This is a genomic window from Candidatus Salinivivens marinus (genome assembly GCF_965655845.1).
Classification (GTDB): domain Bacteria; phylum Pseudomonadota; class Alphaproteobacteria; order Rhodobacterales; family Rhodobacteraceae; genus Salinivivens; species Salinivivens marinus.
The window spans coordinates 1-24465 of the sequence record NZ_CBFHHX010000014.1; the positions used below are offsets into that span (position 1 = coordinate 1).

At 38.5% G+C, this 24465-nt stretch carries 26 protein-coding genes; 20 read left to right on the plus strand and 6 right to left on the minus strand.

From position 1 onward, the window contains the following. The coding region (locus tag ACTF5Q_RS11085) for an SOUL family heme-binding protein (protein WP_438954669.1) at positions 1-421 on the plus strand (421 nt) is incomplete at its 5' end. Between the two features lie 162 nt (positions 422-583). Here ACTF5Q_RS11085 and ACTF5Q_RS11090 read toward each other — a convergent pair. Both ACTF5Q_RS11090 and ACTF5Q_RS11095 read right to left on the minus strand, forming a co-directional pair. Then, complete coding sequence (locus ACTF5Q_RS11090) at positions 584-853, minus strand: hypothetical protein (protein WP_438954670.1); 270 nt, start codon at positions 851-853, stop codon at positions 584-586. A gap of 101 nt (positions 854-954) precedes the next feature. Next, the gene (locus ACTF5Q_RS11095) at positions 955-1140 is read right to left on the minus strand and encodes a hypothetical protein (RefSeq protein ID WP_438954671.1); all 186 of its coding nucleotides are present in this window, start codon (positions 1138-1140) and stop codon (positions 955-957) included. A gap of 106 nt (positions 1141-1246) precedes the next feature. Here ACTF5Q_RS11095 and ACTF5Q_RS11100 point away from each other — a divergent pair, with 106 nt between their 5' ends. Next, entirely contained in the window at positions 1247-1387 is a 141-nt protein-coding gene (locus tag ACTF5Q_RS11100; protein WP_438954699.1) for a DUF2256 domain-containing protein, read from the plus strand. Between the two features lie 46 nt (positions 1388-1433). Further along, positions 1434-2075 carry a class I SAM-dependent DNA methyltransferase gene (locus ACTF5Q_RS11105; protein ID WP_438954672.1) on the plus strand — a complete coding sequence of 214 codons (642 nt, stop codon included), beginning with the start codon at positions 1434-1436 and terminating at the stop codon, positions 2073-2075. 42 nt (positions 2076-2117) lie between these two features. Here ACTF5Q_RS11105 and ACTF5Q_RS11110 read toward each other — a convergent pair whose 3' ends face one another. Continuing rightward, positions 2118-2717, minus strand: coding sequence for a nucleotidyltransferase family protein (locus tag ACTF5Q_RS11110; RefSeq protein ID WP_438954673.1), 600 nt, complete (start codon positions 2715-2717; stop codon positions 2118-2120). Between the two features lie 320 nt (positions 2718-3037). Here ACTF5Q_RS11110 and ACTF5Q_RS11115 point away from each other — a divergent pair, with 320 nt between their 5' ends. The 7 genes from ACTF5Q_RS11115 to ACTF5Q_RS11145 all read left to right on the plus strand — a co-directional run bounded on the left by ACTF5Q_RS11115 (position 3038) and on the right by ACTF5Q_RS11145 (position 11191). Further along, complete coding sequence (locus tag ACTF5Q_RS11115; RefSeq protein ID WP_438954674.1) at positions 3038-4699, plus strand: thiamine pyrophosphate-dependent enzyme; 1662 nt, start codon at positions 3038-3040, stop codon at positions 4697-4699. A 27-nt stretch (positions 4700-4726) separates the two neighbouring features. Next, on the plus strand, positions 4727-5932 hold the full coding sequence (locus ACTF5Q_RS11120; RefSeq protein ID WP_438954675.1) for an NAD(P)/FAD-dependent oxidoreductase: 1206 nt from the start codon (positions 4727-4729) through the stop codon (positions 5930-5932). Between the two features lie 164 nt (positions 5933-6096). Beyond that, positions 6097-7293: an ABC transporter substrate-binding protein gene (locus ACTF5Q_RS11125; protein WP_438954676.1), complete on the plus strand. Its 1197-nt coding sequence runs from the start codon at positions 6097-6099 to the stop codon at positions 7291-7293. Positions 7294-7381: 88 nt separating this feature from the next. Further along, entirely contained in the window at positions 7382-8167 is a 786-nt protein-coding gene (locus ACTF5Q_RS11130; RefSeq protein ID WP_438954677.1) for an ABC transporter ATP-binding protein, read from the plus strand. Further along, a complete protein-coding gene (locus tag ACTF5Q_RS11135) occupies positions 8164-8877 on the plus strand; it encodes an ABC transporter ATP-binding protein (RefSeq protein WP_438954678.1) in 714 nt (237 codons plus the stop codon). The genes ACTF5Q_RS11130 and ACTF5Q_RS11135 overlap by 4 nt, the downstream gene beginning before the upstream one ends. 2 nt (positions 8878-8879) lie before the next feature. Continuing rightward, a complete protein-coding gene (locus ACTF5Q_RS11140) occupies positions 8880-9890 on the plus strand; it encodes a branched-chain amino acid ABC transporter permease (RefSeq protein WP_438954679.1) in 1011 nt (336 codons plus the stop codon). Beyond that, entirely contained in the window at positions 9887-11191 is a 1305-nt protein-coding gene (locus tag ACTF5Q_RS11145) for a branched-chain amino acid ABC transporter permease (protein WP_438954680.1), read from the plus strand. The genes ACTF5Q_RS11140 and ACTF5Q_RS11145 overlap by 4 nt, the downstream gene beginning before the upstream one ends. A gap of 22 nt (positions 11192-11213) precedes the next feature. Here ACTF5Q_RS11145 and ACTF5Q_RS11150 read toward each other — a convergent pair whose 3' ends face one another. Continuing rightward, positions 11214-12224 carry a GlxA family transcriptional regulator gene (locus ACTF5Q_RS11150; RefSeq protein ID WP_154032414.1) on the minus strand — a complete coding sequence of 337 codons (1011 nt, stop codon included), beginning with the start codon at positions 12222-12224 and terminating at the stop codon, positions 11214-11216. A gap of 165 nt (positions 12225-12389) precedes the next feature. Here ACTF5Q_RS11150 and ACTF5Q_RS11155 point away from each other — a divergent pair, with 165 nt between their 5' ends. The 10 genes from ACTF5Q_RS11155 (at position 12390) to ACTF5Q_RS11200 (ending at position 22424) form a co-directional block, all read left to right on the plus strand. Continuing rightward, complete coding sequence (locus tag ACTF5Q_RS11155; RefSeq protein WP_438954681.1) at positions 12390-13763, plus strand: class II 3-deoxy-7-phosphoheptulonate synthase; 1374 nt, start codon at positions 12390-12392, stop codon at positions 13761-13763. Between the two features lie 94 nt (positions 13764-13857). After that, positions 13858-14490: a guanylate kinase gene (gene gmk / locus ACTF5Q_RS11160; protein WP_438954682.1), complete on the plus strand. Its 633-nt coding sequence runs from the start codon at positions 13858-13860 to the stop codon at positions 14488-14490. Next, positions 14490-15017, plus strand: a complete 528-nt coding sequence (locus tag ACTF5Q_RS11165; protein WP_438954683.1) for a gamma carbonic anhydrase family protein — start codon at positions 14490-14492, stop codon at positions 15015-15017. The genes gmk and ACTF5Q_RS11165 overlap by 1 nt, the downstream gene beginning before the upstream one ends. A gap of 5 nt (positions 15018-15022) precedes the next feature. Next, positions 15023-16204 carry a trans-sulfuration enzyme family protein gene (locus ACTF5Q_RS11170; protein WP_438954684.1) on the plus strand — a complete coding sequence of 394 codons (1182 nt, stop codon included), beginning with the start codon at positions 15023-15025 and terminating at the stop codon, positions 16202-16204. Positions 16205-16209: 5 nt separating this feature from the next. Continuing rightward, the gene (locus tag ACTF5Q_RS11175) at positions 16210-17253 is read left to right on the plus strand and encodes an ATP-binding protein (protein WP_438954685.1); all 1044 of its coding nucleotides are present in this window, start codon (positions 16210-16212) and stop codon (positions 17251-17253) included. 105 nt (positions 17254-17358) lie between these two features. Then, positions 17359-18348 carry a PstS family phosphate ABC transporter substrate-binding protein gene (locus ACTF5Q_RS11180; RefSeq protein ID WP_438954686.1) on the plus strand — a complete coding sequence of 330 codons (990 nt, stop codon included), beginning with the start codon at positions 17359-17361 and terminating at the stop codon, positions 18346-18348. Positions 18349-18466: 118 nt separating this feature from the next. Then, positions 18467-19474: an ArsJ-associated glyceraldehyde-3-phosphate dehydrogenase gene (locus ACTF5Q_RS11185; RefSeq protein ID WP_438954687.1), complete on the plus strand. Its 1008-nt coding sequence runs from the start codon at positions 18467-18469 to the stop codon at positions 19472-19474. Beyond that, complete coding sequence (gene arsJ / locus ACTF5Q_RS11190) at positions 19464-20702, plus strand: organoarsenical effux MFS transporter ArsJ (RefSeq protein ID WP_438954688.1); 1239 nt, start codon at positions 19464-19466, stop codon at positions 20700-20702. The genes ACTF5Q_RS11185 and arsJ overlap by 11 nt, the downstream gene beginning before the upstream one ends. 365 nt (positions 20703-21067) lie before the next feature. After that, the gene (locus ACTF5Q_RS11195; RefSeq protein WP_438954689.1) at positions 21068-21868 is read left to right on the plus strand and encodes a 1-acyl-sn-glycerol-3-phosphate acyltransferase; all 801 of its coding nucleotides are present in this window, start codon (positions 21068-21070) and stop codon (positions 21866-21868) included. A 118-nt stretch (positions 21869-21986) separates the two neighbouring features. Continuing rightward, complete coding sequence (locus ACTF5Q_RS11200; RefSeq protein ID WP_438954690.1) at positions 21987-22424, plus strand: hypothetical protein; 438 nt, start codon at positions 21987-21989, stop codon at positions 22422-22424. A gap of 40 nt (positions 22425-22464) precedes the next feature. On the opposite strand, the gene ACTF5Q_RS11205 is transcribed toward ACTF5Q_RS11200, so the two are convergent. Both ACTF5Q_RS11205 and ACTF5Q_RS11210 read right to left on the minus strand, forming a co-directional pair. After that, entirely contained in the window at positions 22465-23379 is a 915-nt protein-coding gene (locus tag ACTF5Q_RS11205) for a lysophospholipid acyltransferase family protein (RefSeq protein WP_438954691.1), read from the minus strand. Between the two features lie 348 nt (positions 23380-23727). After that, positions 23728-24399, minus strand: a complete 672-nt coding sequence (locus ACTF5Q_RS11210; protein ID WP_438954692.1) for a PhoU domain-containing protein — start codon at positions 24397-24399, stop codon at positions 23728-23730. Between the last annotated feature and the right edge of the window lie 66 nt (positions 24400-24465).

Consider the following 24465-nt stretch of genomic DNA (forward strand, 5'->3'; position numbering starts at 1 on the left):
CGGCAATCAATATAATTCTTTACGTAATGGCTTTCAGCCACTTGTAAGATATATTGGTGCTAAAGAAAGAGTTAGTGAAAAAATTTCAATGACAGCTCCTGTTATCCAAACAATAAGTGATGAAAGTGAAAACTGGACGGTTTCATTTGCTATGCCGTCAAAATACAATATTGATAACCTACCAAAACCTGCTAATGATGATATTTACTTTGAAGAAATTCAACCAAGTTCAGCAGCTGTTATTAGGTTTAGCGGAGTAGCTGACACTAGCTTGTTAACTCAAAAAGCCAGCGTTTTAAAAAGATGGTTGGAGTTAAATGGTTACACTGAAATCTCAAGCCCTAAATTTCTTTTTTACAACGATCCAACTACACCAGGTTTTCTAAGACGTAATGAGGTGATGATAATAATCGATAAATAATTATTTTTTATTTTTTTGATCCATGCTGGAAATACAACCGTATCCACAGTGTTTTTAATAACTCCCATATTAAAAAAAGGCCGGCCTTTCACAATACCCCCCAGTATCTGAAAGAGCCGGCCATTTTTTATCAAGTTAATAAAAATAATGAAAGTCTTACTACTATGTTATAAGCTTTATCATTTTTTGCGTCTCTAATATTGCTCCAGCTTCTTCTCGTAATTTTATCATTTCCGGTTCATTTATTAAGCTCATCATGTGTTCCATAGAGGGAATGTCCATTACAGCCCAAACTTTGTTTTCGTTATCAGCTTCGTGTCCATAAGCGACTACATTAATTTGGTTTTTTTGCCTGAAGTCCTCATTTGATAGAAATAACTTTTTCCAATGTTCGTAACCTTTTGATAATTCAACCGATGTTATGACTTTCATTTGATGCTCCATTTTTAATTTTAAACACTTTAATAAATACTGGAGTATTTTCTAGTACAGAGTTTGTATTTTGTTAGAACAGCGGTCTTAAATTAGAGAAGTTAGTTTTTTCTCTTATAAACAAAAGAAAATGCAAAAAGCCCTAATGCTATAAAGTATAAGATTAAAGAAGTAGGGTTCATCGGTTGATTTACGATTGTGTCCCATATAAGCCCTGCAATACCAATCCCAATAGCAGTAGTTCTCATTAGTTGCTTTTTTTTATTTATCTGATCTTTGTTATTCATAATTGCTCCTTTTGGGTTGGTCTTAGAAAGCTCTAGCGGTATTACATACTATTAATAAATCACACATTTAAAAATATTGAGAAAGACATACTATTAAATAATGAAAATGCAAAAAAAACAAAACTTACCGCAAAAAGTTTGTAGCGTATGCAACCGGGCTTTTTTTTGGAGGAAAAAGTGGGAAAAGGTCTGGGAGGAAGTAAAGTATTGTTCTCAAAAGTGCAAAAGAGAAGCTAGATTAAAATAATAACATTGAGCTGTAATCATAATTCCAATTAGAGATCTTCAAGAAAATGTCTAAGCAAAATGAATCTAAAAAACATATAAATCTTCAAAAAGCTTATAATCTTTCGTCTCCTGAGGACAATGTCGATTTTTATCGTGGCTGGGCTGGAGATTATGACACAGATTTTGCAGGTGGAATGGATTATATATTGCCATATCAGGTAGCAACTCAATTTATCAAATTAAACGGTAAAGGCCCAGTATTAGATGTCGGAGCTGGTACTGGACTGTTGGGTATTGAGATTAGTAAACTTAATAAAATAGAAATGCATGCCACAGATATTTCTGAGGAAATGCTTTTGGTGGCGAAAAAAAAAGGTATTTACTCAAAAAGTATTGTGGGCGACCTGACGAAAGGTCTTCCTATTTTAGACCATACGTATAATGGGATTGTAAGTTCAGGAACTTTTACCCACGGGCATGTTGGCCCGGAAGCACTATTTGAAATCACAAGAATTTTATCAAAAAAGGGTCTGGCAGTTTTGTCTGTGAATTCAAAGCACTGGCATAGCTTAGGTTTCGATAACGTGCTCGAAATGTTAAAAGAAACGGGATTAGTAGCAAATGTAACTGAGGTAAGGATCTATGGTGATAAATGTGAGGCTGACACTAAAGATGATACAGCTTATTTATTGACTTTGTCTGCCTAATGTTCGCATGGCCCCGATTGTTTTCTATTCATTATTTCGCCTCTAATTTGCTCTTCCGTTCCGCCATGTTTCCCAATCTTCCGGAGTATCTAAATCAAGCGTCGCAATACTACCTCTAAATTTTAATACTTTTGTATTTTCTGATTTTTTAATAATTCCTCTTCCTCCCGTCTCTTTTTCCAACAGAATAAGGTCTTTGAAATACTTACGAGGAAATAATACTGGGTGTCCCGGTCCATTATCATCTACCGCTTGGATAATTGACTGAGGAAATTTTGGGTGGGCGGTAAAAAAGGCTTGTATAGCGTTGTAGTCTATCAAAGGCATGTCCGCAGGTATTATTATAATTCCAGTAACGTTTGCGTCTTCGCTTTGTATGTTCTTTACACCTTCCGCAATTGAGGAACCCATTCCGGTGTTCTTATCATCTAAATATATCTTGGTAATCGACATTGATGCCAGTACCGCTTCTCGAGGATGGTCTCTAAACGGAAGGGTAATGTAGGTATCACCATTTTCCGCAGCAGCTTTAGCAATACGATAAAGCTGTGTCATTCCATCTATGTTCTCTAGTAGCTTATCGGCGCCTCGCATTCTTGTTGAGTATCCAGCTGAGAGGATTAAGGTAACGCATTTGTACATTGCTTTTATTTATAAAATTAGTTTTTTAACATTAGGGATTCTATTTAAAATTTATATTCATATGTTTTTATATCCTATAATTGATACTTTACTTTTTCACTAAAGGCCTGTCAGTAGTGAAATTAATTATATTTTTAATTTTATGCGACGGTAAACTTCTCTAGAGTGTAACTGTTTCCTCAAATTAGATCGAAGTTATTATCAAAAAGTCAGTCGTCAGGGACTTGTTATAAAAATAGATGTGCAGGCTTTTGCGTGGTTGACGAAGTAACTTTGCTAATCAACAATACCGAATAAATAAAGAAAGTTTGTTCAAAATTATGGCTACCGGTGGTGAAATTTTAATAGATTGTCTTTTGGCTCTTGGGTCCAAAAAAGCGTTTGGTATTCCTGGTGAAAGCTATTTGGCAGTTCTGGATGCAATCTATGATAAGCGGGAAGATTTTGATTTCATTTTATGTAGAAATGAGGGTGGAGCGGCTTTTATGGCCTCAGCGCATGGCAAACTTACACAGGAGCCAGGCCTTTGTTTTGTAACGCGTGGCCCTGGGGCCATGAACGCAGCTATTGGAGTGCATACTGCGAGGCAAGATAGTTCACCGATGATTTTATTCGTTGGACAGGTTGGGACTGCTCTCAAAGGGCGGGAGGCATTCCAAGAAATTGATTATGAAACCGCATTTGGAGACGTGGCAAAATGGTCTGTAGAAATCAATGAAGCAGACAGGATACCAGAAATTATTTCAAGAGCGTGGTTAACAGCGGTATCTGGGCGTCCAGGACCTGTTGTAGTAGCATTGCCAGAGGATATTTTAACAGATGAGACTGATGCTTTACCCTTGATTAGTCCTGTTCATATTGAGAAAGGCGTTCCTGTAAGTGAGACTATTGAGAAGGTTCAGTTCGCACTTTCAGACTGTAAACGACCTCTAATAATAATAGGTGGCAGTACTTGGTCTCAATCTGGTCAAAATGCGTTAAAGAGTTTTGCAGAATCTTCGAAGATCCCAGTAATAGCCGCGTTTAGATATCAAGATCAATTTGATAACTTTTCCAGAGCGTTTTGTGGCGAAGCTGGTGTTGGTATGCCAGCTCATGTTAGAGAGTTAATTGTTGCTAGTGACTTAATTATTGCGATTAATATTAGGTTTGGCGAAATGACTACTGATGCCTATAGCCTTCTTAAAGTACCGATACCGGATCAAAAGTTAATACACGTTCACAGTGCAGAGAGTGAATTAGGAAAAATATATCTACCTGATATTGCAATACATGCCGATCCCAACGAATTTTCTAGATGTCTAGAAAATGTTTCCGGCCGTTGGGAAGATTGGTTTTCATCTGCTCGTCTCAACTATCTAGACAGTTTGATCGCTCCTAAACAGCCGTCCATGGTGGATATGGGGTTAGTGATGCAGTACCTACAGGAAGTTCTTCCCTCAGATGTTATTATTACTAATGGTGCCGGTAATTTTGCAGTTTGGCCGAATAAGTTTTATCAATTTGCAGGTTCTTCGCGACTACTTGCACCTCAAAGTGGAGCTATGGGGTATGGTGTTCCAGCGGCTATTGCTGCCAAGAGTGCATTCCCTAATCGGACAGTAGTTTGTTTTGCAGGCGATGGTGATTTCCAAATGACCTGTCAGGAGTTGTCGACAGCGGCTCAAATAGGAATTTTTCCAATAATTTTAATATTAAATAATTCGACTTATGGCACAATACGTGTCCACCAAGAAAAAAATTATCCTGGCAGAGTAAGTTGTACAGACATTGTTAATCCTAATTTTATCTCTTTAGCAGAATCTTTTGGTTTCTTAGGTTTACGTGTCGGGACAACAGATGAATTTTATGTTGCGTTTGAAAGTGCGCTTAATTCGGAAAGAGGTGCTGTTTTAGACTTAAACGTTTCTTCAGAAGCTCTGGTTCCGAGACAGTCATTGAGTAACATAAGGAAAAATGCTCTGAATAATCAGTCAAAATAAAAGTTTATTCACTTGTTGAGAAACGAAATGGAAGATAGGTGCGATGTTATTGTGATTGGAGGGGGAATAGTAGGCTGTGCAACAGCTTATTTTCTATCCTCTAATCCTGATTTTTCAGGCTCGGTGATAGTGCTAGAGCCTGATCCAGCGTATACTTATTCTTCATCAACACTCTCAGCATCTTCAATCAGAACACAGTTTTCAAATGCGTTGAATATCAAGATTAGTCAGTATGGTTATGAAGTTTTAACAAGTTTTCATGATTTGATGTCTGTTGAGAATGACCGGCCTGATTTAAAATTTCATGCAGGCGGATATTTATTTCTGGCGGAAACTGATGCTCAGGTTGCGATTATGAAACAAAATTATAGTGTGCAATTAGCCAATGATGCAGATGTAGTTCTTTGGTCGCCGTCCGAGTTGGCTTCTTCATTTCCGCATTTAAATGTTGCTGACATCAAATTAGCTTCTTACGGTAGATCCGGGGAGGGTTGGTTTGATAATGCGGATTTCTTGAACGGATTTAAACGGAAAGCAGAAAGTTTAGGTGTCAGGTTTATTAAGGATGAAGCGATTGGGTTTAATGCCGAAAAACAATCACTTAAGTCTGTCAAATTAAAGTCTGGAAAAAAAATTGAGGCTGATTATTTTGTAAATGCCGCTGGGTCGAGAGCTGGTAAAATAGCAAAATATGCAGGAATAAATGTGCCAGTTGTGCCAAGAAAAAGAACTGTATTTGTTTTTGATTGTGAGCAGTCTCCGCAGGGGTCGGCAACGGTAAATATGGGTTCACTGCCTTTGATGGTAGATAGTACAGGTGTTTACTGCAGACCTGAAGGTAATGTTTTTATAAGCGGTTGCAGTCCAAAAGAAGATTTAGACGTTGATTTTAATGACTTTACTCCGAATTACACTGAATTTGACAATATCATCTGGCCTGCTTTGGCTAACAGATCAAGTTATTTTGAAGCAATTAAAGTGAGGAACTACTGGGCAGGTCATTACGCATATAATGTCTTGGATCAGAATATGATATTAGGGTGTCATCCTGCAATTGAGAATTTATATTTTGCGAATGGTTTCTCTGGACATGGGCTACAGCAGGCTCCTGCAACCGGGCGGGGTCTATCGGAATTGATAATTTACCGGGGGTTTCGCTCACTAGACCTTTCCCCGTTTTCTTGGGATAGAGTAATAAATGGTCAACCTTTTTTGGAGAGATCGATAGTTTGAAGGTTAAGAGTTTAACATAATATCCTAACGGCTTTAACACATTATTTCTGGTTAACTCGTTGACGATATTGATTATTTATGATTAGCCTTGAGGCTACAAATAAAGGGTTGAATTTAGCAGTAAAGAACGCTGTAATTGTGACTCATTAAAGGGAGATATATTTATGAAGAAATTACTAATCGGAACTGCGTTGGCTACTTCTGTTGCTGCAACAGCTTTCGCAGGTGGACATGCCAAGGAGGTCACAATTGGTGTGTTCCTAGGATTTACAGGTCCTATTGAATCTATGGTCGCTGAAATGGGACCAGGAGCAGAGTTTGCTATCAGTGAGGTAAATGATAGTGGGGCTCTGCTTGATAGCGCAAAAGTCAAGGCCGTGAGAGCTGACACAACCTGTATTGACTCTGGTGCAGCGCAAGCAGCGATTGAGAGACTTATTACTGCTGACGGCGTAGATGGTGTTGTTGGTGGCGACTGTTCAGGTGTCACAGGCGCTGCATTGATGAATGTAGCACTTCCAAACGGGATGGTGATGGTTTCTCCGTCAGCAACCAGTCCGGGTCTGTCTCACAACAATAATGAGGACAAGGGCTTGTTTTTCAGAACTGCCCCATCAGACGCCAGACAGGGTGTTGTGATGACGGAAGTTCTTATGGATCAAGGCATAAAGTCTGTAGCTGTAACATATACAAACAATGACTATGGAAAAGGTTTGGCAGATGCTTTTCAGTCGGCTTATGAAGCAGCTGGTGGTACAATAACTATCAATGCTCCTCATGAGGAAGGAAAAGCTGATTATTCGTCAGAAGTTGCTGCTTTGGCTGCCGCTGGTGGAGACAGGCTAGTTGTCGCAGGTTATGTTGATCAGGGCGGCGGAGCTATTATTCAAGCCTCACTGGATTCAGGTGCGTTTGATACATTTCACTTCCCAGATGGTATGATCAGTGACACGCTGTCTAAATTTGGGTCTGATATTGACGGATCAACCGGTCAGCACCCTGCGCCTTCTACTGAGCTAGCTGAAAGCTTTACGGCGCTCGTGGGTGGTGCATTTAACGCTACCTCACCATTTGTTCCTGAGTCATATGACGCAGCAGCATTAATTATGTTGGCTATGCAATCTGCTGACTCAAAAGATCCAGCAGATTATAAAGATCATATTATGAAGGTTGCAAATGCACCTGGTACTAAAATCGGTGCCGGAGAGTTGGCAAAAGGTCTAGAAATTTTACGCGGTGGCGGAGACATTGATTATGTGGGTGCTTCTGGCGTTGAGCTAATTGGACCAGGAGAAGCTTCAGGTACCTATCGTGAAGTAGTCATGAAGGGTGGAAAAGATACAACAGTAGCTTTCCGATAATTATCATTGAATAGTTTCTATTTTCGCAGCCCGGTTTTATTAGGCCGGGCTGTATTCTTTAATAGGATTATTTCTAAGGGATTTACCGTTGATCGAAATACAGGATTTACATAAGCATTTTGGCGGCTTTCATGCTGTTGACGGTGTCTCTTTAACAATAGAGCAGGGGTCTATAACAGGCTTAATCGGACCAAATGGTGCAGGAAAAACCACTCTATTTAACGCCATTGCTGGTTTGCATAAACCAACTCACGGCAAGGTGTTACTTGCTGGTGAGGATATTACGGGCCTAGCTCCTCACCAATTGTTTGACAAAGGAGTTATGAGGACTTTCCAAATCGCTCACGAATTTGCTTCGATGTCGTGTCGTGAAAACCTTATGATGGTACCGTCTAATCAATTCGGGGAAACTTTATGGAATACTTGGTTTGGTAGAAAGCGGATTGCCGATCAGGAAAGAGTATTAACAGCGAAGGCAGACGAAGTTTTAGAGTTTTTGACCATATCCCATTTGTCTCACGAGAAAGCGGGTCAAGTTTCAGGTGGGCAAAAGAAATTATTAGAATTAGGCAGGACAATGATGGTCGATGCCAAGATTGTTTTTCTTGATGAAGTTGGAGCAGGGGTTAATAGAACCTTATTGAATACTATTGCAGATGCTATCAAGCGTTTGAATATAGAACGAGGTTATACTTTTGTCGTCATTGAACACGATATGGATTTTATTGAGAAGCTTTGTGATCCTGTGATCTGTATGGCAGAAGGTAAAGTACTAGCGCAAGGTTCGTTACGTGAAATAAAAAATAATGAGCAAGTTATAGAGGCTTATTTAGGAACAGGGCTTAAAAACAAAGAAAAGAATGTTGTGCAATGAGTGAGCCGTATTTAATCGGGGAGTCTATGACTGGTGGATATGGTAATGGCCCCGATATTCTTCATGACTGCACCGTTTCTGTAGAACCCGGAGAAATTGCTGTAATTGTAGGTCCTAATGGTGCGGGCAAGTCCACTGCGATGAAAGCAATTTTTGGTATGTTAAGTCTTGGAGAAGGTAAAGTAAAACTTGATGGAGAAGATATTTCCAAGCTAACGCCTCAAGATAGAGTTTTAAAAGGCATGGGGTTTGTGCCCCAGAACCAAAATATTTTTACCTCAATGACCGTTCAGGAAAATTTGGAAATGGGTGCATTCATAAGAACAGATGATTTTTCTGTTACAATGGAACAGGTTTTTAATCTATTCCCTGTTTTACTTGAAAAGCGTAATCAGTCCGCTGGCGAATTATCAGGAGGCCAAAGACAGCAGGTCGCGGTTGGACGTGCACTGATGACTAAGCCGTCAGTATTAATGTTGGATGAACCTACCGCAGGTGTTTCGCCAATAGTTATGGACGAATTATTCGGTAGGATTATTGATGTGGTAAAATCTGGCATTTCGATTTTAATGGTAGAGCAAAATGCGAGACAGGCTCTTGAAATTGCTCACAAAGGATTTGTTCTTGTTCAAGGGCGTAATGCGTTTTCTGGCTCTGGAAAGGATTTATTGGCCGATAAAGAGGTCCGAAAATCCTTCTTGGGAGGATAGATATGGAATTTCTTCACGCTGTAATTGTGTTGTCCAATTTTGTTATAATTCCTGCAATAACTTACGGCAGCCAGTTAGCACTAGGTGCGCTCGGGGTCACATTGGTCTATGGGATTCTTCGATTTTCTAATTTTGCACACGGTGACACAATGGCCTTCGGTACCATGGTGGCAATTTTGTTTACTTGGTGGTTTCAAAGTATCGGTGTATCTATTGCTCCGCTACCCACTGCTCTTCTTGCATTGCCGATAGCAATAGTTCTGACTGCATTATTACTTCTTGGAACGGATCGCGTGGTATTACGTTTTTACCGTAAGCAAAAATCAGCTCCTGTAATCTTATTAATTGTATCTCTAGGAATTATGTTCGTTTACAATGGTTTAGTTCGATTTATTATTGGGGTAGGCGATCAACGTTTCTCAGATGGATCTCGCTTCATAATTTCGGCGAGGGATTTCAAGAAATTAACTGGTCTCGATGAAGGATTAGCAATCAAAACAACACAGGTTATTACTGTTATTACTGCTGTTGTGGTAGTAGCCCTTTTATTTTGGTTTCTTAATAGGACGAGAACTGGAAAGTCGATGAGGGCTTTTTCTGACAACGAAGATCTTGCTTTGCTTTCTGGCATAAATCCAGAACGGGTTGTCTTTTATACATGGTTAATTGTTGCTGCACTGGCCACAATTGCAGGTACCCTTTATGGCCTAGATAAAAGTTTTAAACCATTTGTATATTTTCAATTGTTGTTGCCGATATTTGCGGCTGCGATCGTAGGTGGACTGGGAAATCCACTTGGTGCTATTGCCGGTGGCTTTTTGATAGCATTCTCGGAAGTGTTTATTACATATGCTTGGAAAAAGGTTCTTACGTATACACTGCCAGAACAATTCGCACCTAGTGGGCTAATGCAGCTGTTGGCAACTGAATATAAATTTGCAGTAAGTTTTGCAATCTTGTTGGTAGTGCTTCTTTTCAAGCCAACTGGGCTTTTTAAGGGTAAATCGTTATGACGGATAATATTAAAACTTATTTATTATTCGCAGCCGTATTTTTGCTTATTGTGATTACTGGTTTTATCCAAAGTTGGAATTCAGCCTTATTTATTTTGAATATGGGATTAATCAGTGCGGTGATGTCTCTAGGGGTAAATCTTCAGTGGGGTATCGCTGGACTTCTTAATGTTGGCATAATGGGGTTCGTTGGGCTTGGAGGTCTGGCCACTGTTTTGATTTCCATGCAGCCCGTACCAGAGGCGTGGAATGCCGGTGGGCCTCGTATTTTGGCTGGACTGCTCTTTGGTGTCTTAACAATAACCCTTTCTGTTTGGGTTTATAAAAAGATAAAAAATACCAGATGGCGATTTATTTCAATTCTAATTTTCTTGGTCTGTTCATTTTTCGTTTATAAATCCATTCTGACCCCCGGCGTAGTTGCCGTTGAGGCAGTAAATCCCGCTGCAACAGGCTACCTTGGAGGATTAGGACTACCGGTTCTGCTGGCTTGGCCTGTAGGCGGTTTAATGGCTGCTGGGGCTGCATGGATAATTGGAAAAACTGCTCTAGGATTAAGGTCAGACTATTTAGCCATAGCGACCTTAGGAATATCTGAAATAATAATTGCAATTCTGAGGAACGAGGATTGGATGACCCGCGGTGTAAAGAATGTTGCAGGAATTCCACGGCCAGTTCCATATGAGATTGATTTGCAGGCAAGTGAGAATTTCGTGAATCGAGCGGCAAGTTTTGGTTTAGATCCAACGACTGCTTCTACTTTGTTTGTGAAGATTGCTTATGCGGGTTTGTTCGGTTTAGTCCTTTTTGTTTTGGTATGGTTGTCGCAGAGGGCTCTAAATAGTCCTTGGGGAAGAATGATGAGGGCCATAAGAGATAATGAAACTGCAGCACAAGCTATGGGTAAAGATATCAAATCTAGACACTTGCAAATTTTCATCCTTGGGTCCGCTGTATGTGGAATAGCTGGAGCAATGATGACTACATTAGATGCTCAGTTGACACCCGGTGCTTATCAACCACTACGTTTTACCTTTTTAATATGGGTTATGGTGATTGTTGGAGGGTCTGGAAGTAATTTAGGATCGATCTTAGGTGGTTTTTTAGTTTGGTTCCTTTGGGTGCAAGTCGAACCTATAGGTTATTGGTTGGTTGATCTCATAACTGCGCCAATGGACCCTGAAAGTCCTGTTCGATTACATTTATTAGACAGCGTAGCTCAAATGCGTTTATTAACGATGGGTTTATTTCTACTCTTGATGTTAAGATTTTACCCGCGTGGGATGATACCTGAAAAGTAAATTTTACATAGAATCTTTAACTTCAAATTGTAATTCTTGAAGATTTTGATCCGCGCTCGCGATAAGGCGTAGTGTTGTAATGTGTTCGATAACATTTCGAGAAATGAGATGGTGATGCAAAACCGCATGCTAATGCTACATTTATGACGCTCATATCAGTTTGCATAAGTAAATTTCGAGCCTTTTGAAGTCTCAACTCCATATAATAACGCTTAGGGCTTCTATCTAAATATCGCCGAAACAACCTTTCAAGCTGCCGAGTAGACATTGATACGTCTTTAGCCAAGATTGAGGGACTTATTGGTTCCTCTATATTCTTTTCCATCATCTGTATAACGAGACTGAGCTTTGGGTGGCGGACGCCTATTCTCGTTGGAACAGATAGTCTCTGACTATCCTGATCCGTTCTAATTGCACTATAAATCATTTGATCTGCCACAGCGTTCGCTAAATCCTCACCATGGTCATCAGCAATTATTTTTAAGAATAAGTCTATAGAAGATGTTCCGCCTGCAGTTGTCATGCGATTTCCATCTATTATGAAAACAGATTTTGTAAGATCGACTTCTACAAATTCTTCTGAAAAACTATCCTGGTTTTCCCAGTGAGTTGTGGCTCGTTTACCATCAAGTATACCAGCTTTAGCAAGGGTAAAAGCTGCGGTACATAAACCGCCAATCTTCAAGCCACGTCGAGTTTCTTTTCGGATCCAATTTAAAATAGGTTTAGTTGTTGTCTCACTTATGTTCATACCACCACAAACCATAATCGTGTCGTCACGATGCAAATCAATTAAATTGTCGTCAACATTGAACGATGTGCCTGCTGAACAACTTACCGGGTTGCCGTCCTCGCTTAGAAACAACCAGCTATAGATAGTTTTATCAGACATCCTATTGGCTATTCGAAGTGCATCTACGGCTGATGCAAAGGACAATAAAGTAAAATCCTTCATTAAAAGAAAAGCAAAACGACGCGGTGAATTGTCAGGTGCCGCAATATCTATTACAACTTTTTCATCTCGAAAATTCATGGCTAGAGCCTGACACAACTAAATTCGCCTGCTAAAACGCAGCACCCTAAAATACCTTGTGAGTTTTTTTAACAACGTCAAGTCATTTCATTCGAGTGGTATGGTTCTTTTTTTAAAAATCAATTATACCTTAATGTCAGTATCTTTTTTGAGGAGGATCCAACGATGAAAGAATGGCAAAAATCTGATTGGCGTGCTAAACCACGGATTCAAATGCCTGACTATACTGATGATGCAACTTTGGCAAAAGTTGAGCAGCAGCTGTCAAATTATCCTCCTCTTGTTTTCGCTGGTGAGGCTAGGTCTCTGAAGGAAGAGCTTGCGGCCGCATCCAAGGGCGACGCATTCCTGCTCCAAGGTGGAGATTGTGCTGAAAGTTTTGAGCAATTTAGTGCTGATGGGATACGCGATACTTTTAAAGTTATGCTGCAAATGGCGATGGTACTTACCTATGGTGCAAAAGTTCCAGTTGTGAAAGTTGGCAGAATGGCTGGTCAATTTGCCAAACCAAGATCAGCTCCAACTGAAATTATAAATGAAGTTGAGCTGCCGAGTTACCGAGGTGACATTATAAATGAATTAGAATTTACTAAGGAAGCTAGAATTCCAAACCCATCTAAAATGCTTCAAGCTTACACTCAGGCTGCTGCTACTTTAAACCTTCTAAGAGCTTTTTCTAAAGGTGGATATGCCGATGTTCATCTGGTCCATGGCTGGACACTTGGTTTTATTGAAGGAGAAAAAGCATCTAAATATAGAGAAATGGCTAATAGAATTAGCGATGCGCTAGATTTTATGAAGGCAGCAGGGTTGAATAGTCATGTATCAAATGAATTACGCACAGTAGATTTTTACACGAGCCATGAGGGGTTGCTTCTAGAGTATGAGGAGGCACTTACTCGGCTAGATTCCACTTCTGGTAATTGGCTAGCTGGCTCTGGTCACATGATTTGGATAGGCGATCGTACGCGACAGCCAGATGGCGCTCATGTAAATTTTTGTAGCGGTGTCTTAAATCCTATTGGATTAAAATGTGGCCCTACAATGACTGAAGATGATTTGAAAAAGTTACTAGAAAAATTGAATCCAGACAATGAAGCAGGAAAACTTACATTGATCGCTCGTTTTGGTGCAGGAAAAGTTGGAGATCATTTGCCGCGCTTGATTAAAGTAGTCAAAGAAAGTGGTGTTAATGTCGTATGGACCTGTGATCCAATGCATGGAAATACAATTAAGTCGTCCAGCGGATATAAGACACGTCCATTTGACAGCGTTCTTAAAGAAGTTCGTGAGTTCTTTCAGGTTCATGCTGCCGAGGGTACTATTCCCGGAGGAGTGCATTTCGAGATGACCGGTCAGGATGTAACAGAGTGTACCGGCGGAGTTCGGGCTGTAACGGAAGAAGGGCTGTCAGACAGGTATCATACCGCATGCGATCCTAGACTTAACGCAAGTCAATCATTAGAATTAGCATTTTTAGTGGCTGAAGAATTAGTTGCTCGTAGGGGCGGTAGTACTGTAGCTAAGGCGGCAGTTTAATAACTTTAAAAGTGCGGGTTTATTTGGCCTGGAGTATAAAATAGGTTAATCATTGCATAGAATGCTATTAAGTTAGGTAGTTTCGATAACCCAGATGCGTAGAGGTCTCATTATTATTCTTTCGTCTCCTTCAGGAGCTGGAAAGTCCACGCTATCTGATAGGTTGAGGGCTTGGGATAACGATATCGTATTCTCCATCTCTGCTACTACTCGAGAGCCTCGGGATGGCGAAAAAGATGGACGCGAGTATTTTTTTAAGTCTAGAGAAGATTTTTTAAAAATGGTTGATAATCAAGAAATGCTCGAACATGCAGAGGTATTCGGCAATCTTTATGGCAGTCCTCAGAAACCTGTATCGAATGCAATTGAGAATGGCCAAGATGTACTATTTGATATTGATTGGCAGGGCGGTCAACAAATTCGAAATTCCGTGCTTGGAAAACAGGCGCTTTCGTTATTTATTCTTCCACCTTCAATAGCCGAACTGGAGCGTAGATTGAATTCGCGAGCAAAAGATAACCAAGACGTTATCAAAAATAGAATGGCCTTAGCTCGTGATGAAATTAGTCATTGGCCAGAATATGATTATGTTTTGATAAATAATGATTTGGATAAGACTGAAAATGATTTAAAAACAATAATTAAAGCCGAAAGATTAAAGTTAAGTCAGCAACCTAGAATTGTAGATGATGTGCGGAATTTGAATAACGAATTTGAGAATAGATAATGACTTTATACGCTTTTGAAGGAAATTTCCCAATAATCCATGCGAGTGTTTTTGTAGCGCCGGATGCAAATATAATTGGAAAAATTAGTCTAAAAGAGAAATCTTCTGTCTGGTTCTGTTCTACACTTAGAGGAGACAATGAACTAATATCTGTGGGTTTTGGATCCAATATCCAGGAGAATTGTGTATTACATACTGATATTGGGTACCCGCTGACAATTGGCAAAAACTGTACAATTGGTCACAAGGCAATGCTTCATGGTTGCACGATTGGTGACAATACATTAATTGGCATGGGCGCAACAATTCTAAACGGTGCGAAAATAGGTAAAAATTGTTTAGTTGGGGCAGGGGCTTTAATCACCGAAGGAAAAAGCATACCCGATGGTTCGATGGTTTTGGGAATGCCGGGTAAAGTTGTGAAGCAGCTAGATGAAGTAACGATAGATGGACTGCTAAAAAGCGCAGAGAATTACCAGGCTAATGCAATTAGATTTATGAAAAGCCTAGATATTGTTGAAGGCTAAAAATAATGTCAAAAAAAAATGAAACCATTCAGCGTCCTATTCCACTGAAGCCTGGGGAAAGCGCTAGTGTTGTATCGCCTATCTACCCGTCAGTTGTTTACGCGTCTGAAACCCCAGATATGTTGGATGATCAATACGAAGGTCGTATTCAAGGTTATACATATGCTAGGGAAGGCCATCCCAATGCAACAGCCCTTGCGAAACAGATAGATCTTCTTGAGCAAGCCGATGGTGGAATTATTACTGGCTCCGGTATGGCTGCAATTACAGCCGCTATAATGGGGTCATTATCGTCTGGGGATCATATTGTTGGCGGTGATCAGTTGTATGGGCGGTCTTTAAGGTTAATGAAATCTGATTTGCCAAGATTTGGCATTGAAGTTTCGCTCTCCGACATGACTAATATTGCAAAGGTTAGAGATGCCATTAAGCCAAACACAAAACTTATTTTAATAGAATTAGTTTCCAACCCTACTTTAAGAGTTGCAGATATTGTTGGCATTGTAACTTTATGCCAAGAAAAAGATATTAAACTTTTGGTAGATAATACCTTCACAACTCCAAAGGCTTTCAAACCCATGAGCGCCGGAGCGGATATAGTTGTAAACTCCGTTACAAAGTTATTAGCCGGTCATTCAGATATAACTCTTGGGTATGTGGTGGCAAAAGATGAAACTATAAATAGATCTATTTATGACTTTGCAGTAACAACCGGTCTCACTCCGAGCCCTTACGAATGTTGGCTTGCAGAAAGGGGTTTGATGACATTCCCTTTAAGGTTTGAGAGTAGTCAAGCTACAGCGACGATCCTCGCTCAGTACTTATCCATGAACAAAAATGTGGATAGAGTACTTTATCCAACTCTGCCTGATCATCCCGATGCAGCTCTTGTTAAAAACAGTCTCGGCTTAAACGGCTGTAATTTAGTAAGTTTTGAGCTTAAAAACAAAACACGAGAAGCTGCAAATAGATTTGTTAAGCAGTTAGAAGGTATAGCGTTTGCTCCAACCTTAGGAGATGTTGGAACGACCTTGTCTCATCCTGCTTCATCTTCTCACCGAGGTCTTTCAGAAAATGATAGACTAGCTTTGGGAATAACTGAAGGTTTTTTCCGTGTTTCCGTTGGTTTAGAAGATCCCGATACTTTAAAAGAAAAATTTGAAATGGCCCTTAAAAGTATCACATGATGAACATGGATTACATCAGTGTTATAGATAATTTTGTAGAGACTGTTAGCACGCCAATACTAGTAATAGACGATCGCTCTTATGTAATATCATCTAATAAAGCAGCCGTTGATTTATTAGGTAATGATTTTAAAGGCAGACATTTTTATGTAGCAATAAGACAGCCACTAATTATTAATCTGGTTGAAAATGCTTTTAATGCAAACGAGAACGAAAAAGGAAATTTTTATAAAACCGTTTCAGGCGTTGAGAGAACATATGAGGTAACTACGAAGTATTCGAGAGAGTTAAAAATAGTTAGCCTATCTTTTTATGATACTACTGATGTAATTCAAGCAAACCAAATGAGGCGAGATTTCGTAGCTAACGTAAGTCATGAATTAAAATCTCCTCTTACTTCTATACTTGGGTTTATAGAAACTCTTTCTGGAGTTATTAAAAGCAACCCATTGAAAGCAAAAGAATTTTTGAGAGTAATGGAGCGAGAGTCCTTACGCATGAGTAGCTTGATAGACGATTTGCTAGGTTTATCACGAGTTGAAGTTGCAGAAAAACTATTACCGACAGAACAAGTAAACCTTGGCGATATTATGCGTGACGTTCTGGAAATACTAACTCCCACTGCGGCAAAAAGAAATATTAGTATCAACTATGTGCAGGACGCATCAGATCCCTTGATTATGGGCGATTACTCTCAGGTTGTTCAAGTTTTCACAAATCTTCTTCAGAATGCAATAAAATATGGTGGAGATGGCAACAAGATCAAAGTTATTATGGATAGTATTGAGTATCATAAAGCTTTGATGACAACTGGCTATAAAGTAAGCTTTGAAGATACTGGAATAGGTATTGAGGAACATCACTTGGCGCGACTAACGGAACGTTTTTATAGAGTAGACGATCACAGATCGAGAAATGAAGGAGGTACTGGGTTAGGGTTGTCTATCGTAAAACATATTATGGTACGTCATAACGGAAGATTGCTAATAGAGAGTGATCCGGGCAATGGTAGTGTATTTTCAGTAGTTTTTCCCAATAGAATAAACTAGAAAGATTTGTCACAAAACCGTAACAAAAGCTTCACATAAAAGATTCCTTAAAAACATATTAGATAGAAATTCCAATCGGGAATCATTTTTATTAGGAGTTTTTTTATGTATATTCGAAACTTAGCTTTGGCTACTGCTTCTTCTCTAGTGATAGCATCCGGTAGCGCTGTCGCACGTGATTATGTGCATGTAGCTGGTTCTTCAACTGTTTTACCTTACGCGTCAATCGTTGCTGAAGCTTTTGGCGAGAATTTTGATTTTCCAACACCAGTAGTAGAATCCGGTGGATCTGGTGCTGGCAGAAAGAGAATGTGTGAGGGAGTTGGTACAAACACTACCGATATCGCAAATTCATCATCTCTTATGAAAGAAGAAGAAGGTGTCAAGTGTAAAGCCAATATTGGAGAATATACTAAGGTACAAATCGGTTATGACGGTATTGTCTTTGCATCTCGTTTAGAAACCAAAGGCTTTGAAGATTTAGCGCCTGCGCACATTTATTTAGCTATTTCAAACAAGTCCAAAGTAACAAATTGGAAGGATGTCGATCCTAATTTTCCAGACAGAAGTATAAAAATGTTCATTCCAGGAACCAAGCACGGAACAAGAGAAGTCTTTGATAAGAAAGTTATGGTTGCAGGATGCAAAAAAGCAGGAACCCATAAATATCTTATGGATTCAGGTCTGACAAAAAAAGAAGCTGATAAAGATTGCATGAAGGTGCGAACTGATGGCGTGTCGGTCGATATAGATGGCGATTATACAGAAACCCTTGCATCTATTGCATCTAACAAAGAGGGTATTGGGGTTTTTGGCTTGTCATTTCTACTGAACAACACTGATACAATCTATGCATCAAAAGTAAACGGTGTTACACCGTCGACTGAAACCATAGCTAGCGGTGAGTATCCTATTTCTCGTCCACTTCAGTTTTACGTAAAAAATGCTCATATTGGCCAAATTCCTGGATTAAAAGAATACATCCAGTTCTTCGTATCGGACGAAATAGCAGGACCTGATGGACCACTGGCTGAGTATGGTCTGGTTAGCGACCCAGAATTAGCCAAAACCCAGGCTATGGTCGATGGGTTGTAGGCTTTAATCGAGCTTAAATCTAAACTTAGGGTCGGCTTTTCATTAGCCGACCTTTTTATATATTGTACCTTGTTACACAGTTTTTAAAAAACTAGAGAATATTTTGTTGGATTAAAATATGGTAAAGATCGCACTTAATGGGTTTGGGCGAATAGGAAAGTTAGCTTTGCGCCGGCTTATTGACAACGATATTTCGGTAGCGTTCATAAACGATAAAAATGGTGATCCAGACCTTTTTGCACATCTTTTAGAATTTGACACAGTTCACGGTAGGTGGAGCCGAAGCATTTCAAATGATAGCGTTTCGTTGACGGTTGATAATCAAAAAATTCCAGTTCTACGTGAAGAGAATATAGTTAATTTACCTCTTGATGAGATTGATATCGTTATTGACTGTACTGGTTTTTTTAAGTCTGAGCAATTATTAGCTCCATATTTTAAAAAAGGTATACAAAAAGTAATTGTTTCTGCACCCGTAAAAACTGGGACGGTTGCAAACTTAGTGTATGGAGTCAATGATAATATTTATGACCCAAACATGCATAATATCGTGACTGCTGCCTCTTGCACGACAAATTGTTTGGCACCTATCGTCAAAGTCGTACATGAGTCACTAGGTATTAAACATGGGTCTATAACAACTATACATAATGTTACAAATACGCAGACGATAGTTGATAGACCGTCGAAGGACTTTAGAAGATCAAGGTCTGCACTTAATTCACTTATTCCCACCACAACAGGATCTGCAACTGCAATTAATTTGATCTATCCAGAATTAAATGGAAAATTGAACGGTAGTGCAGTTCGGGTGCCGCTGCTTAATGCATCTCTGACCGATGCGGTTTTTGAGTTAAACACGGCTACCACGGTATCAGAGGTTAATGGTTTATTCGAAAATGCTGCTGAAACATATCTCAAGGATATACTAGGCTATGAAAGTCGAGCTTTAGTATCGTCTGATTTTGTTGACGATCCTCGGTCTTGTATAATAGATGGACAGTCTACGATGGTTGTTAACGGGACACATTTAAAAGTTTATGCATGGTATGATAATGAATGGGCATATGTTTGCCGACTAGTTGACATTGTTTGCATGGTAAAATTGTCATTAGATGCAGACTGACAAGTTCTTAACAACCTACCTATTCGTCACTTTAGCATATTGGATATTTATGCTGAGTGATGGCGCTCTTAGAATGCTTGTCTTGCTTCACTTTCATACACTAGGTTATTCACCAGTTCAGCTGGCATACATGTTTGTTCTTTATGAATTAGCTGGTGTTATCACAAATATTCTAGCTGGCTGGATTGGTTCACGATATGGCTTAAGCTCTACTTTGATTGCAGGCTTAGCGCTTCAAATACTAGCCGTATTAGCGTTGTCGCAATTACACCAAGATTGGATAGTAACCTATTCAGTCATTTATGTCATGGCAGTGCAAGGATTGTCTGGTGTTGCTAAGGATCTATCAAAAATGAGCGCGAAATCGGCGGTCAAAGTACTTTCTCCCAATGATAATCAAAAACTCTTTAGGTGGGTGGCTATTTTAACTGGCTCGAAAAACGCAGTAAAGGGTTTGGGGTTTTTCATTGGAGCTGTTTCGTTAAATTTATTTAATTTTGTGTCTGTATTGTATGCAATGGCGTCGGTTCTTTTAATTGTATTTTTCACATCGATTATATTAATTTCAAACAGACTTCCAAAAGGGAAAACTACTTCAAAATTTGCGGATATATTTTCAAAAAGTCCAAATATTAATTGGCTATCCTTTTCACGAGTTTTCTTATTTGGCGCACGAGATGTATGGTTTGTAGTCGGCGTTCCAATTTACTTTTATACATTTTTGTCCCAGCAAAATTCAGGACTTAATGATTTTGCCTTTTTTATAGTTGGCTCTTTTATGGCGATTTGGATAATTTTCTATGGGATAATCCAGGCCTACGTGCCAAAATTAAAATTCATAAGAAATAAAACTGAGAAACAGCTTCTCGAAGCACCATTTAGTTGGAGTTTAATTCTTTCGCTAGCACCTATAAGTTTATCAATTTTATTGTTTTTACTTGATTTATCATCTGTTAGTAGTCTGATTATAATGGTGCTCGGGTTATTAGTTTTCGCTGTATTATTTGCTATTAATTCATCAATTCATTCTTATTTAATACTTTCATTTACTAACACAGAAAGAGTTGCTCGAGACGTTGGTTTTTATTACATGTCGAATGCCCTTGGCCGACTCTTTGGGACTATTCTATCTGGTTTAACCTATCAGGCAAGCGGACTTTGGTTATGCTTGGCTACATCGGGTTTTATGCTATTAATTAGCGCGTTTGGTGCTCGGAAGCTTAAATAATTCAAAAATGAAGATTTTTGGCTTTGTGTTTTCCTGACATATTTTTGAAACTTTTCCTTCATAAATTTTTAATACTAATTTGATAGACCGAAGAAAAGTTGGATAAAAAATGTTCAGTTTCTTTAAATATTTTTTTGATACCAATAATGTTTTTGGATTTAGTATCGCGGATACCAGTTATGAGCCAGTTGCTCATAATGTAACTCAGTTAATAAATAAACCATTAACTGACAATCTAAATAAGTTAACAGAAACAAACTTATCTGATGAAAAAGACAATTGATACTTTATTAATTGAACGGGCACCGTGGTTAAATAATAGCTCGGCCTTAGTTATTATTTTTAGTAAATTTTTGAAATATTTATTGAGATATAATGATACAATAAGTGCTGCGCAGTCAGGACAAAAACTTGGCGCTGACGATCTATTAACATTTATGGCTAATAAGTTTACGAGTAGAATTAAATTTACTGGATTAGAAAACATACCTGAGAAGGATCCCTTCATTGTAGTGGTTAACCACCCAACCGGCATCTCTGATGCACTTGTATTGTACTCCGTATTAAAAGAAAGACGCCCGGATTTATTTTTCTTCGCAAATAGAGACGTACTTCGTGTTTTTCCTCAACTCTCTAATTTAATTGCACCGGTAGAATGGCAAAAAGAAAAAAGAAATAAACTTAAATCTAGAGAGACTCTTGAATTCTTTAAATTAGCAATTCAACATGGCCGTCCTTGTATAATATTTCCTTCTGGTCGAATTGCAAAAAGAACTGGAATTCAATTAACCGAGCGTCCATGGGTTCCAACTGCTGTTTCATTGGCAAAGCGGTATTCATTACCCATTATACCTATAAATATTAAAGCGAGGAATTCACTTCTTTTTTACATTTTGGATCTATTTCATCCAACATTAAGAGATATTTCTCTGTTTTATGAAACAATTAATAAAGTCAATTTTTCTTTTGATATAATTATTGGAAGTCCTATTTTGCCTAACCATTTTAGTGATAATAATCATTGCGATACCGAATTTCTTAGACTCCATACTTTAAATCTAAATTCGTCACGAAAGTGGACCGTTTCTTGTTTGCTTATGAAGAATTCCAAATTTTTTTTGAACTTGAAAAATATCCTAATTCGGCAATCATTTAATAGCTTTTAGACGGATATTAGTTTTTGAAGATTGATAATTCAGTACTGTGCAGCGGTGCATTGTAAAAAATTTTTACTCATCATAGTATACTTGGAACATCTTGTTTCTTGCTTTGGTATAATTTCTTATGACTGAAAAAAAATCCAAAAATATTAAACTGTATAACGTTTACAGACGCTATAAAAAAGTAAGAGAAGTATCCGTATTGTCAGATTTTATACGCCGAAAAGGATTATCTGAAGTCAAGTGGCCTAAAGGTTTGAGTGATGAGCTTGCAGACCTATTAGATGCTGCTTATCCCTGGTCTGGTGAAAAGAGAATTGCAATTGATGATAGCTGGATTTTTTACATTTATTGGAGTGAAACCGAATACAAAACTGGCAAGATTGGAAAAAATTTGAAGAAAAAGGGAATTCGCGAAGTTGAAAAATGGTTCAGCCAGATGGGAAATCCGAAAAGGTATGAATTTATTCAATCAAGGCTTCGTCAATACTATGCTACCTGGCGTGAAAGTCTTACTGAAGCAGAACTAAGTCAATTTAAAAATCTTGCGTCGAAAAAGTAACCCAATTTCGAAGATTAAATATCTTACTTGCTTAATTTTTCTAACTTGATTTGTATCTCTCTTCAAACTCATACCCGATCGGTACTTCTCTGCCATTATCTTTACTCGTCCCCATAGCATATGTTTTTCCTCTTAGGGTTTTCATCATTTGCTTTGGGTTATCGGAAAATCTTTTTAATTCTTGATAGCCTATAGGGCGACCAACTGATATCTTAATTGGTCTATCAATGCGATTTTTAAATTCCTTCATTAAAAGAGCCATTCTTAGGTTATAGTTAAGATGACTGGCAAGCTGAAATAATCTGCTATTATGACCTTCGAAATAAATAGGAATTACAGTGGCCTCAGACTTTGAAATCATTCGCGCAGTGAATGAACGCCATATAGGATCTAGTGGTTCTGAAAAAAGTGTTTTAGAAGTCGATACAGTTCCTCCTGGAAAAATACCAATAGCACCTCCTGATTTTAAAAATGTAACTGCGCCTTTTCTTGAAGCTATATTTAAATCAATGGCTGCACTGGTAGCGTCAAACGATATTGGGATAATATGCTCGCTTAGTTCTGTAGACTTACCAAATACTTGATGGGCCATGATTTTAAAACTGGCTCTCACCTCTGATAAAATAAATCCCATCATAAGGCCATCCAATATTCCAAATGGATGGTTTGCAACCAGAATGATTGGCCCCACTTTCGGAATATTTTGAAGTGATCCGGAAGTAATTTCCATTGATACTCCATATTGCTGAACCATTGCTTGAAAGAAAGAATTTTTATACGAACTACATTGCTGATAGCCTTGGGCCCTACGTAAAAGTCCCATCCTTCCGGTCAAATTCTCCAAAATTTTTATAGCATATTTGCCAGTTATGGACTTAGCAGAATTTGAATAGGTAATATCCTTCCTCAAATTATTAAGAGCATTATCATTTCGGATGTTATTTTTTTTCATCATTTAGAACAAATGTGCAAATTGGCTTGCATAATAAATGTTAAAATAAAAAGGTATTAAACTCATTATTCCACCTAAATGTATAAATAATGGTTGTAGGCGAATATTGCGTCGAGGGCGAAAAAAGCATTAATTCGAGAGCTAAATTTCTGATTTTTTAAAGGCAATGCAGAACTCGAATTTGATAATATGTAAAATCCATCGAGTCTCTCTTCAATTTCCGCATATGTCTCTTTTTCAAGGTCATTTATACGAAAAATTTCGCAATTCTTGAGATCTTCGCTGCAATTCAGGGCTAAGAAGTCTCCAAATATATATGGGTTTTCCGGTTTTGTACGCATCAGCATAAATTTATAACTTTTTTTCTGAGGTCTCGGAATTAGAACTGAAAATTACTTGTTCGCAACTCGTAAGACAGTAATTGGTAATTGTTTCAAATTCTTTAGCTACTATCTGAATGTACATATTCTCAGTGATTGTTCTGATCTCATCGACCATAGCAATTAATAGATTTTTGAACAAATCATCGTATCGATTTGTTACATCATTTATATTTGCTATAACGGAGTAGGCGATAGAAATATTATTTTGGGTAAAAGCTTTATTTGAATTTCGAAGTACTAATTCAGAGTGATTTCCTAATGAAAATAATTCGGAAAATAATTTATTTTCACGTGATATTTCTGGTAGTGTCAAAACTTTTGAACCAGTCTCTTCGATCAAGCTGCCAATTTTAGTGAAACGATCTGAAATTTTAAGAATTGCTATAATACGGCGAGTTTGCTTTGCGTTTAGAGAAGACGTGGAGATGTATTTAGTACAGTCTTCGGTTATCGTGTTCTCTAAAGTTTTTAATATTCTATTGTTTCTGCCGATTTGCTCAATACTTTTTGGATCTCTATCAGCCAAAAAATTCATTAGCTCGTTAAGTAATTGAACGGCAATTTCACCTGCCTGTTCTGATTTTTCTTCTATCGTGCTTAACGAGCGTTTACCTGACGCGGGCTTGCGATCATTTGGCATATCAGTGCATCTCAGTTGTTAGACCCAACAGACGCACGTTAACTTTCTTACTTAAAAAATAAGTGA

Coding starts and splice junctions, on each gene's coding strand:
- ACTF5Q_RS11090 (WP_438954670.1), bottom strand. CDS start 853: ATGAAAGTCATAACATCGGTTGAATTATCAAAAGGTTACGAACATTGG.
- ACTF5Q_RS11095 (WP_438954671.1), bottom strand. CDS start 1,140: ATGAATAACAAAGATCAGATAAATAAAAAAAAGCAACTAATGAGAACT.
- ACTF5Q_RS11100 (WP_438954699.1), top strand. CDS start 1,247: ATGCAAAAAAAACAAAACTTACCGCAAAAAGTTTGTAGCGTATGCAAC.
- ACTF5Q_RS11105 (WP_438954672.1), top strand. CDS start 1,434: ATGTCTAAGCAAAATGAATCTAAAAAACATATAAATCTTCAAAAAGCT.
- ACTF5Q_RS11110 (WP_438954673.1), bottom strand. CDS start 2,717: ATGTACAAATGCGTTACCTTAATCCTCTCAGCTGGATACTCAACAAGA.
- ACTF5Q_RS11115 (WP_438954674.1), top strand. CDS start 3,038: ATGGCTACCGGTGGTGAAATTTTAATAGATTGTCTTTTGGCTCTTGGG.
- ACTF5Q_RS11120 (WP_438954675.1), top strand. CDS start 4,727: ATGGAAGATAGGTGCGATGTTATTGTGATTGGAGGGGGAATAGTAGGC.
- ACTF5Q_RS11125 (WP_438954676.1), top strand. CDS start 6,097: ATGAAGAAATTACTAATCGGAACTGCGTTGGCTACTTCTGTTGCTGCA.
- ACTF5Q_RS11135 (WP_438954678.1), top strand. CDS start 8,164: ATGAGTGAGCCGTATTTAATCGGGGAGTCTATGACTGGTGGATATGGT.
- ACTF5Q_RS11140 (WP_438954679.1), top strand. CDS start 8,880: ATGGAATTTCTTCACGCTGTAATTGTGTTGTCCAATTTTGTTATAATT.
- ACTF5Q_RS11145 (WP_438954680.1), top strand. CDS start 9,887: ATGACGGATAATATTAAAACTTATTTATTATTCGCAGCCGTATTTTTG.
- ACTF5Q_RS11150 (WP_154032414.1), bottom strand. CDS start 12,224: ATGAATTTTCGAGATGAAAAAGTTGTAATAGATATTGCGGCACCTGAC.
- ACTF5Q_RS11155 (WP_438954681.1), top strand. CDS start 12,390: ATGAAAGAATGGCAAAAATCTGATTGGCGTGCTAAACCACGGATTCAA.
- gmk (WP_438954682.1), top strand. CDS start 13,858: ATGCGTAGAGGTCTCATTATTATTCTTTCGTCTCCTTCAGGAGCTGGA.
- ACTF5Q_RS11165 (WP_438954683.1), top strand. CDS start 14,490: ATGACTTTATACGCTTTTGAAGGAAATTTCCCAATAATCCATGCGAGT.
- ACTF5Q_RS11170 (WP_438954684.1), top strand. CDS start 15,023: ATGTCAAAAAAAAATGAAACCATTCAGCGTCCTATTCCACTGAAGCCT.
- ACTF5Q_RS11175 (WP_438954685.1), top strand. CDS start 16,210: ATGGATTACATCAGTGTTATAGATAATTTTGTAGAGACTGTTAGCACG.
- ACTF5Q_RS11180 (WP_438954686.1), top strand. CDS start 17,359: ATGTATATTCGAAACTTAGCTTTGGCTACTGCTTCTTCTCTAGTGATA.
- ACTF5Q_RS11185 (WP_438954687.1), top strand. CDS start 18,467: ATGGTAAAGATCGCACTTAATGGGTTTGGGCGAATAGGAAAGTTAGCT.
- arsJ (WP_438954688.1), top strand. CDS start 19,464: ATGCAGACTGACAAGTTCTTAACAACCTACCTATTCGTCACTTTAGCA.
- ACTF5Q_RS11200 (WP_438954690.1), top strand. CDS start 21,987: ATGACTGAAAAAAAATCCAAAAATATTAAACTGTATAACGTTTACAGA.
- ACTF5Q_RS11205 (WP_438954691.1), bottom strand. CDS start 23,379: ATGATGAAAAAAAATAACATCCGAAATGATAATGCTCTTAATAATTTG.
- ACTF5Q_RS11210 (WP_438954692.1), bottom strand. CDS start 24,399: ATGCCAAATGATCGCAAGCCCGCGTCAGGTAAACGCTCGTTAAGCACG.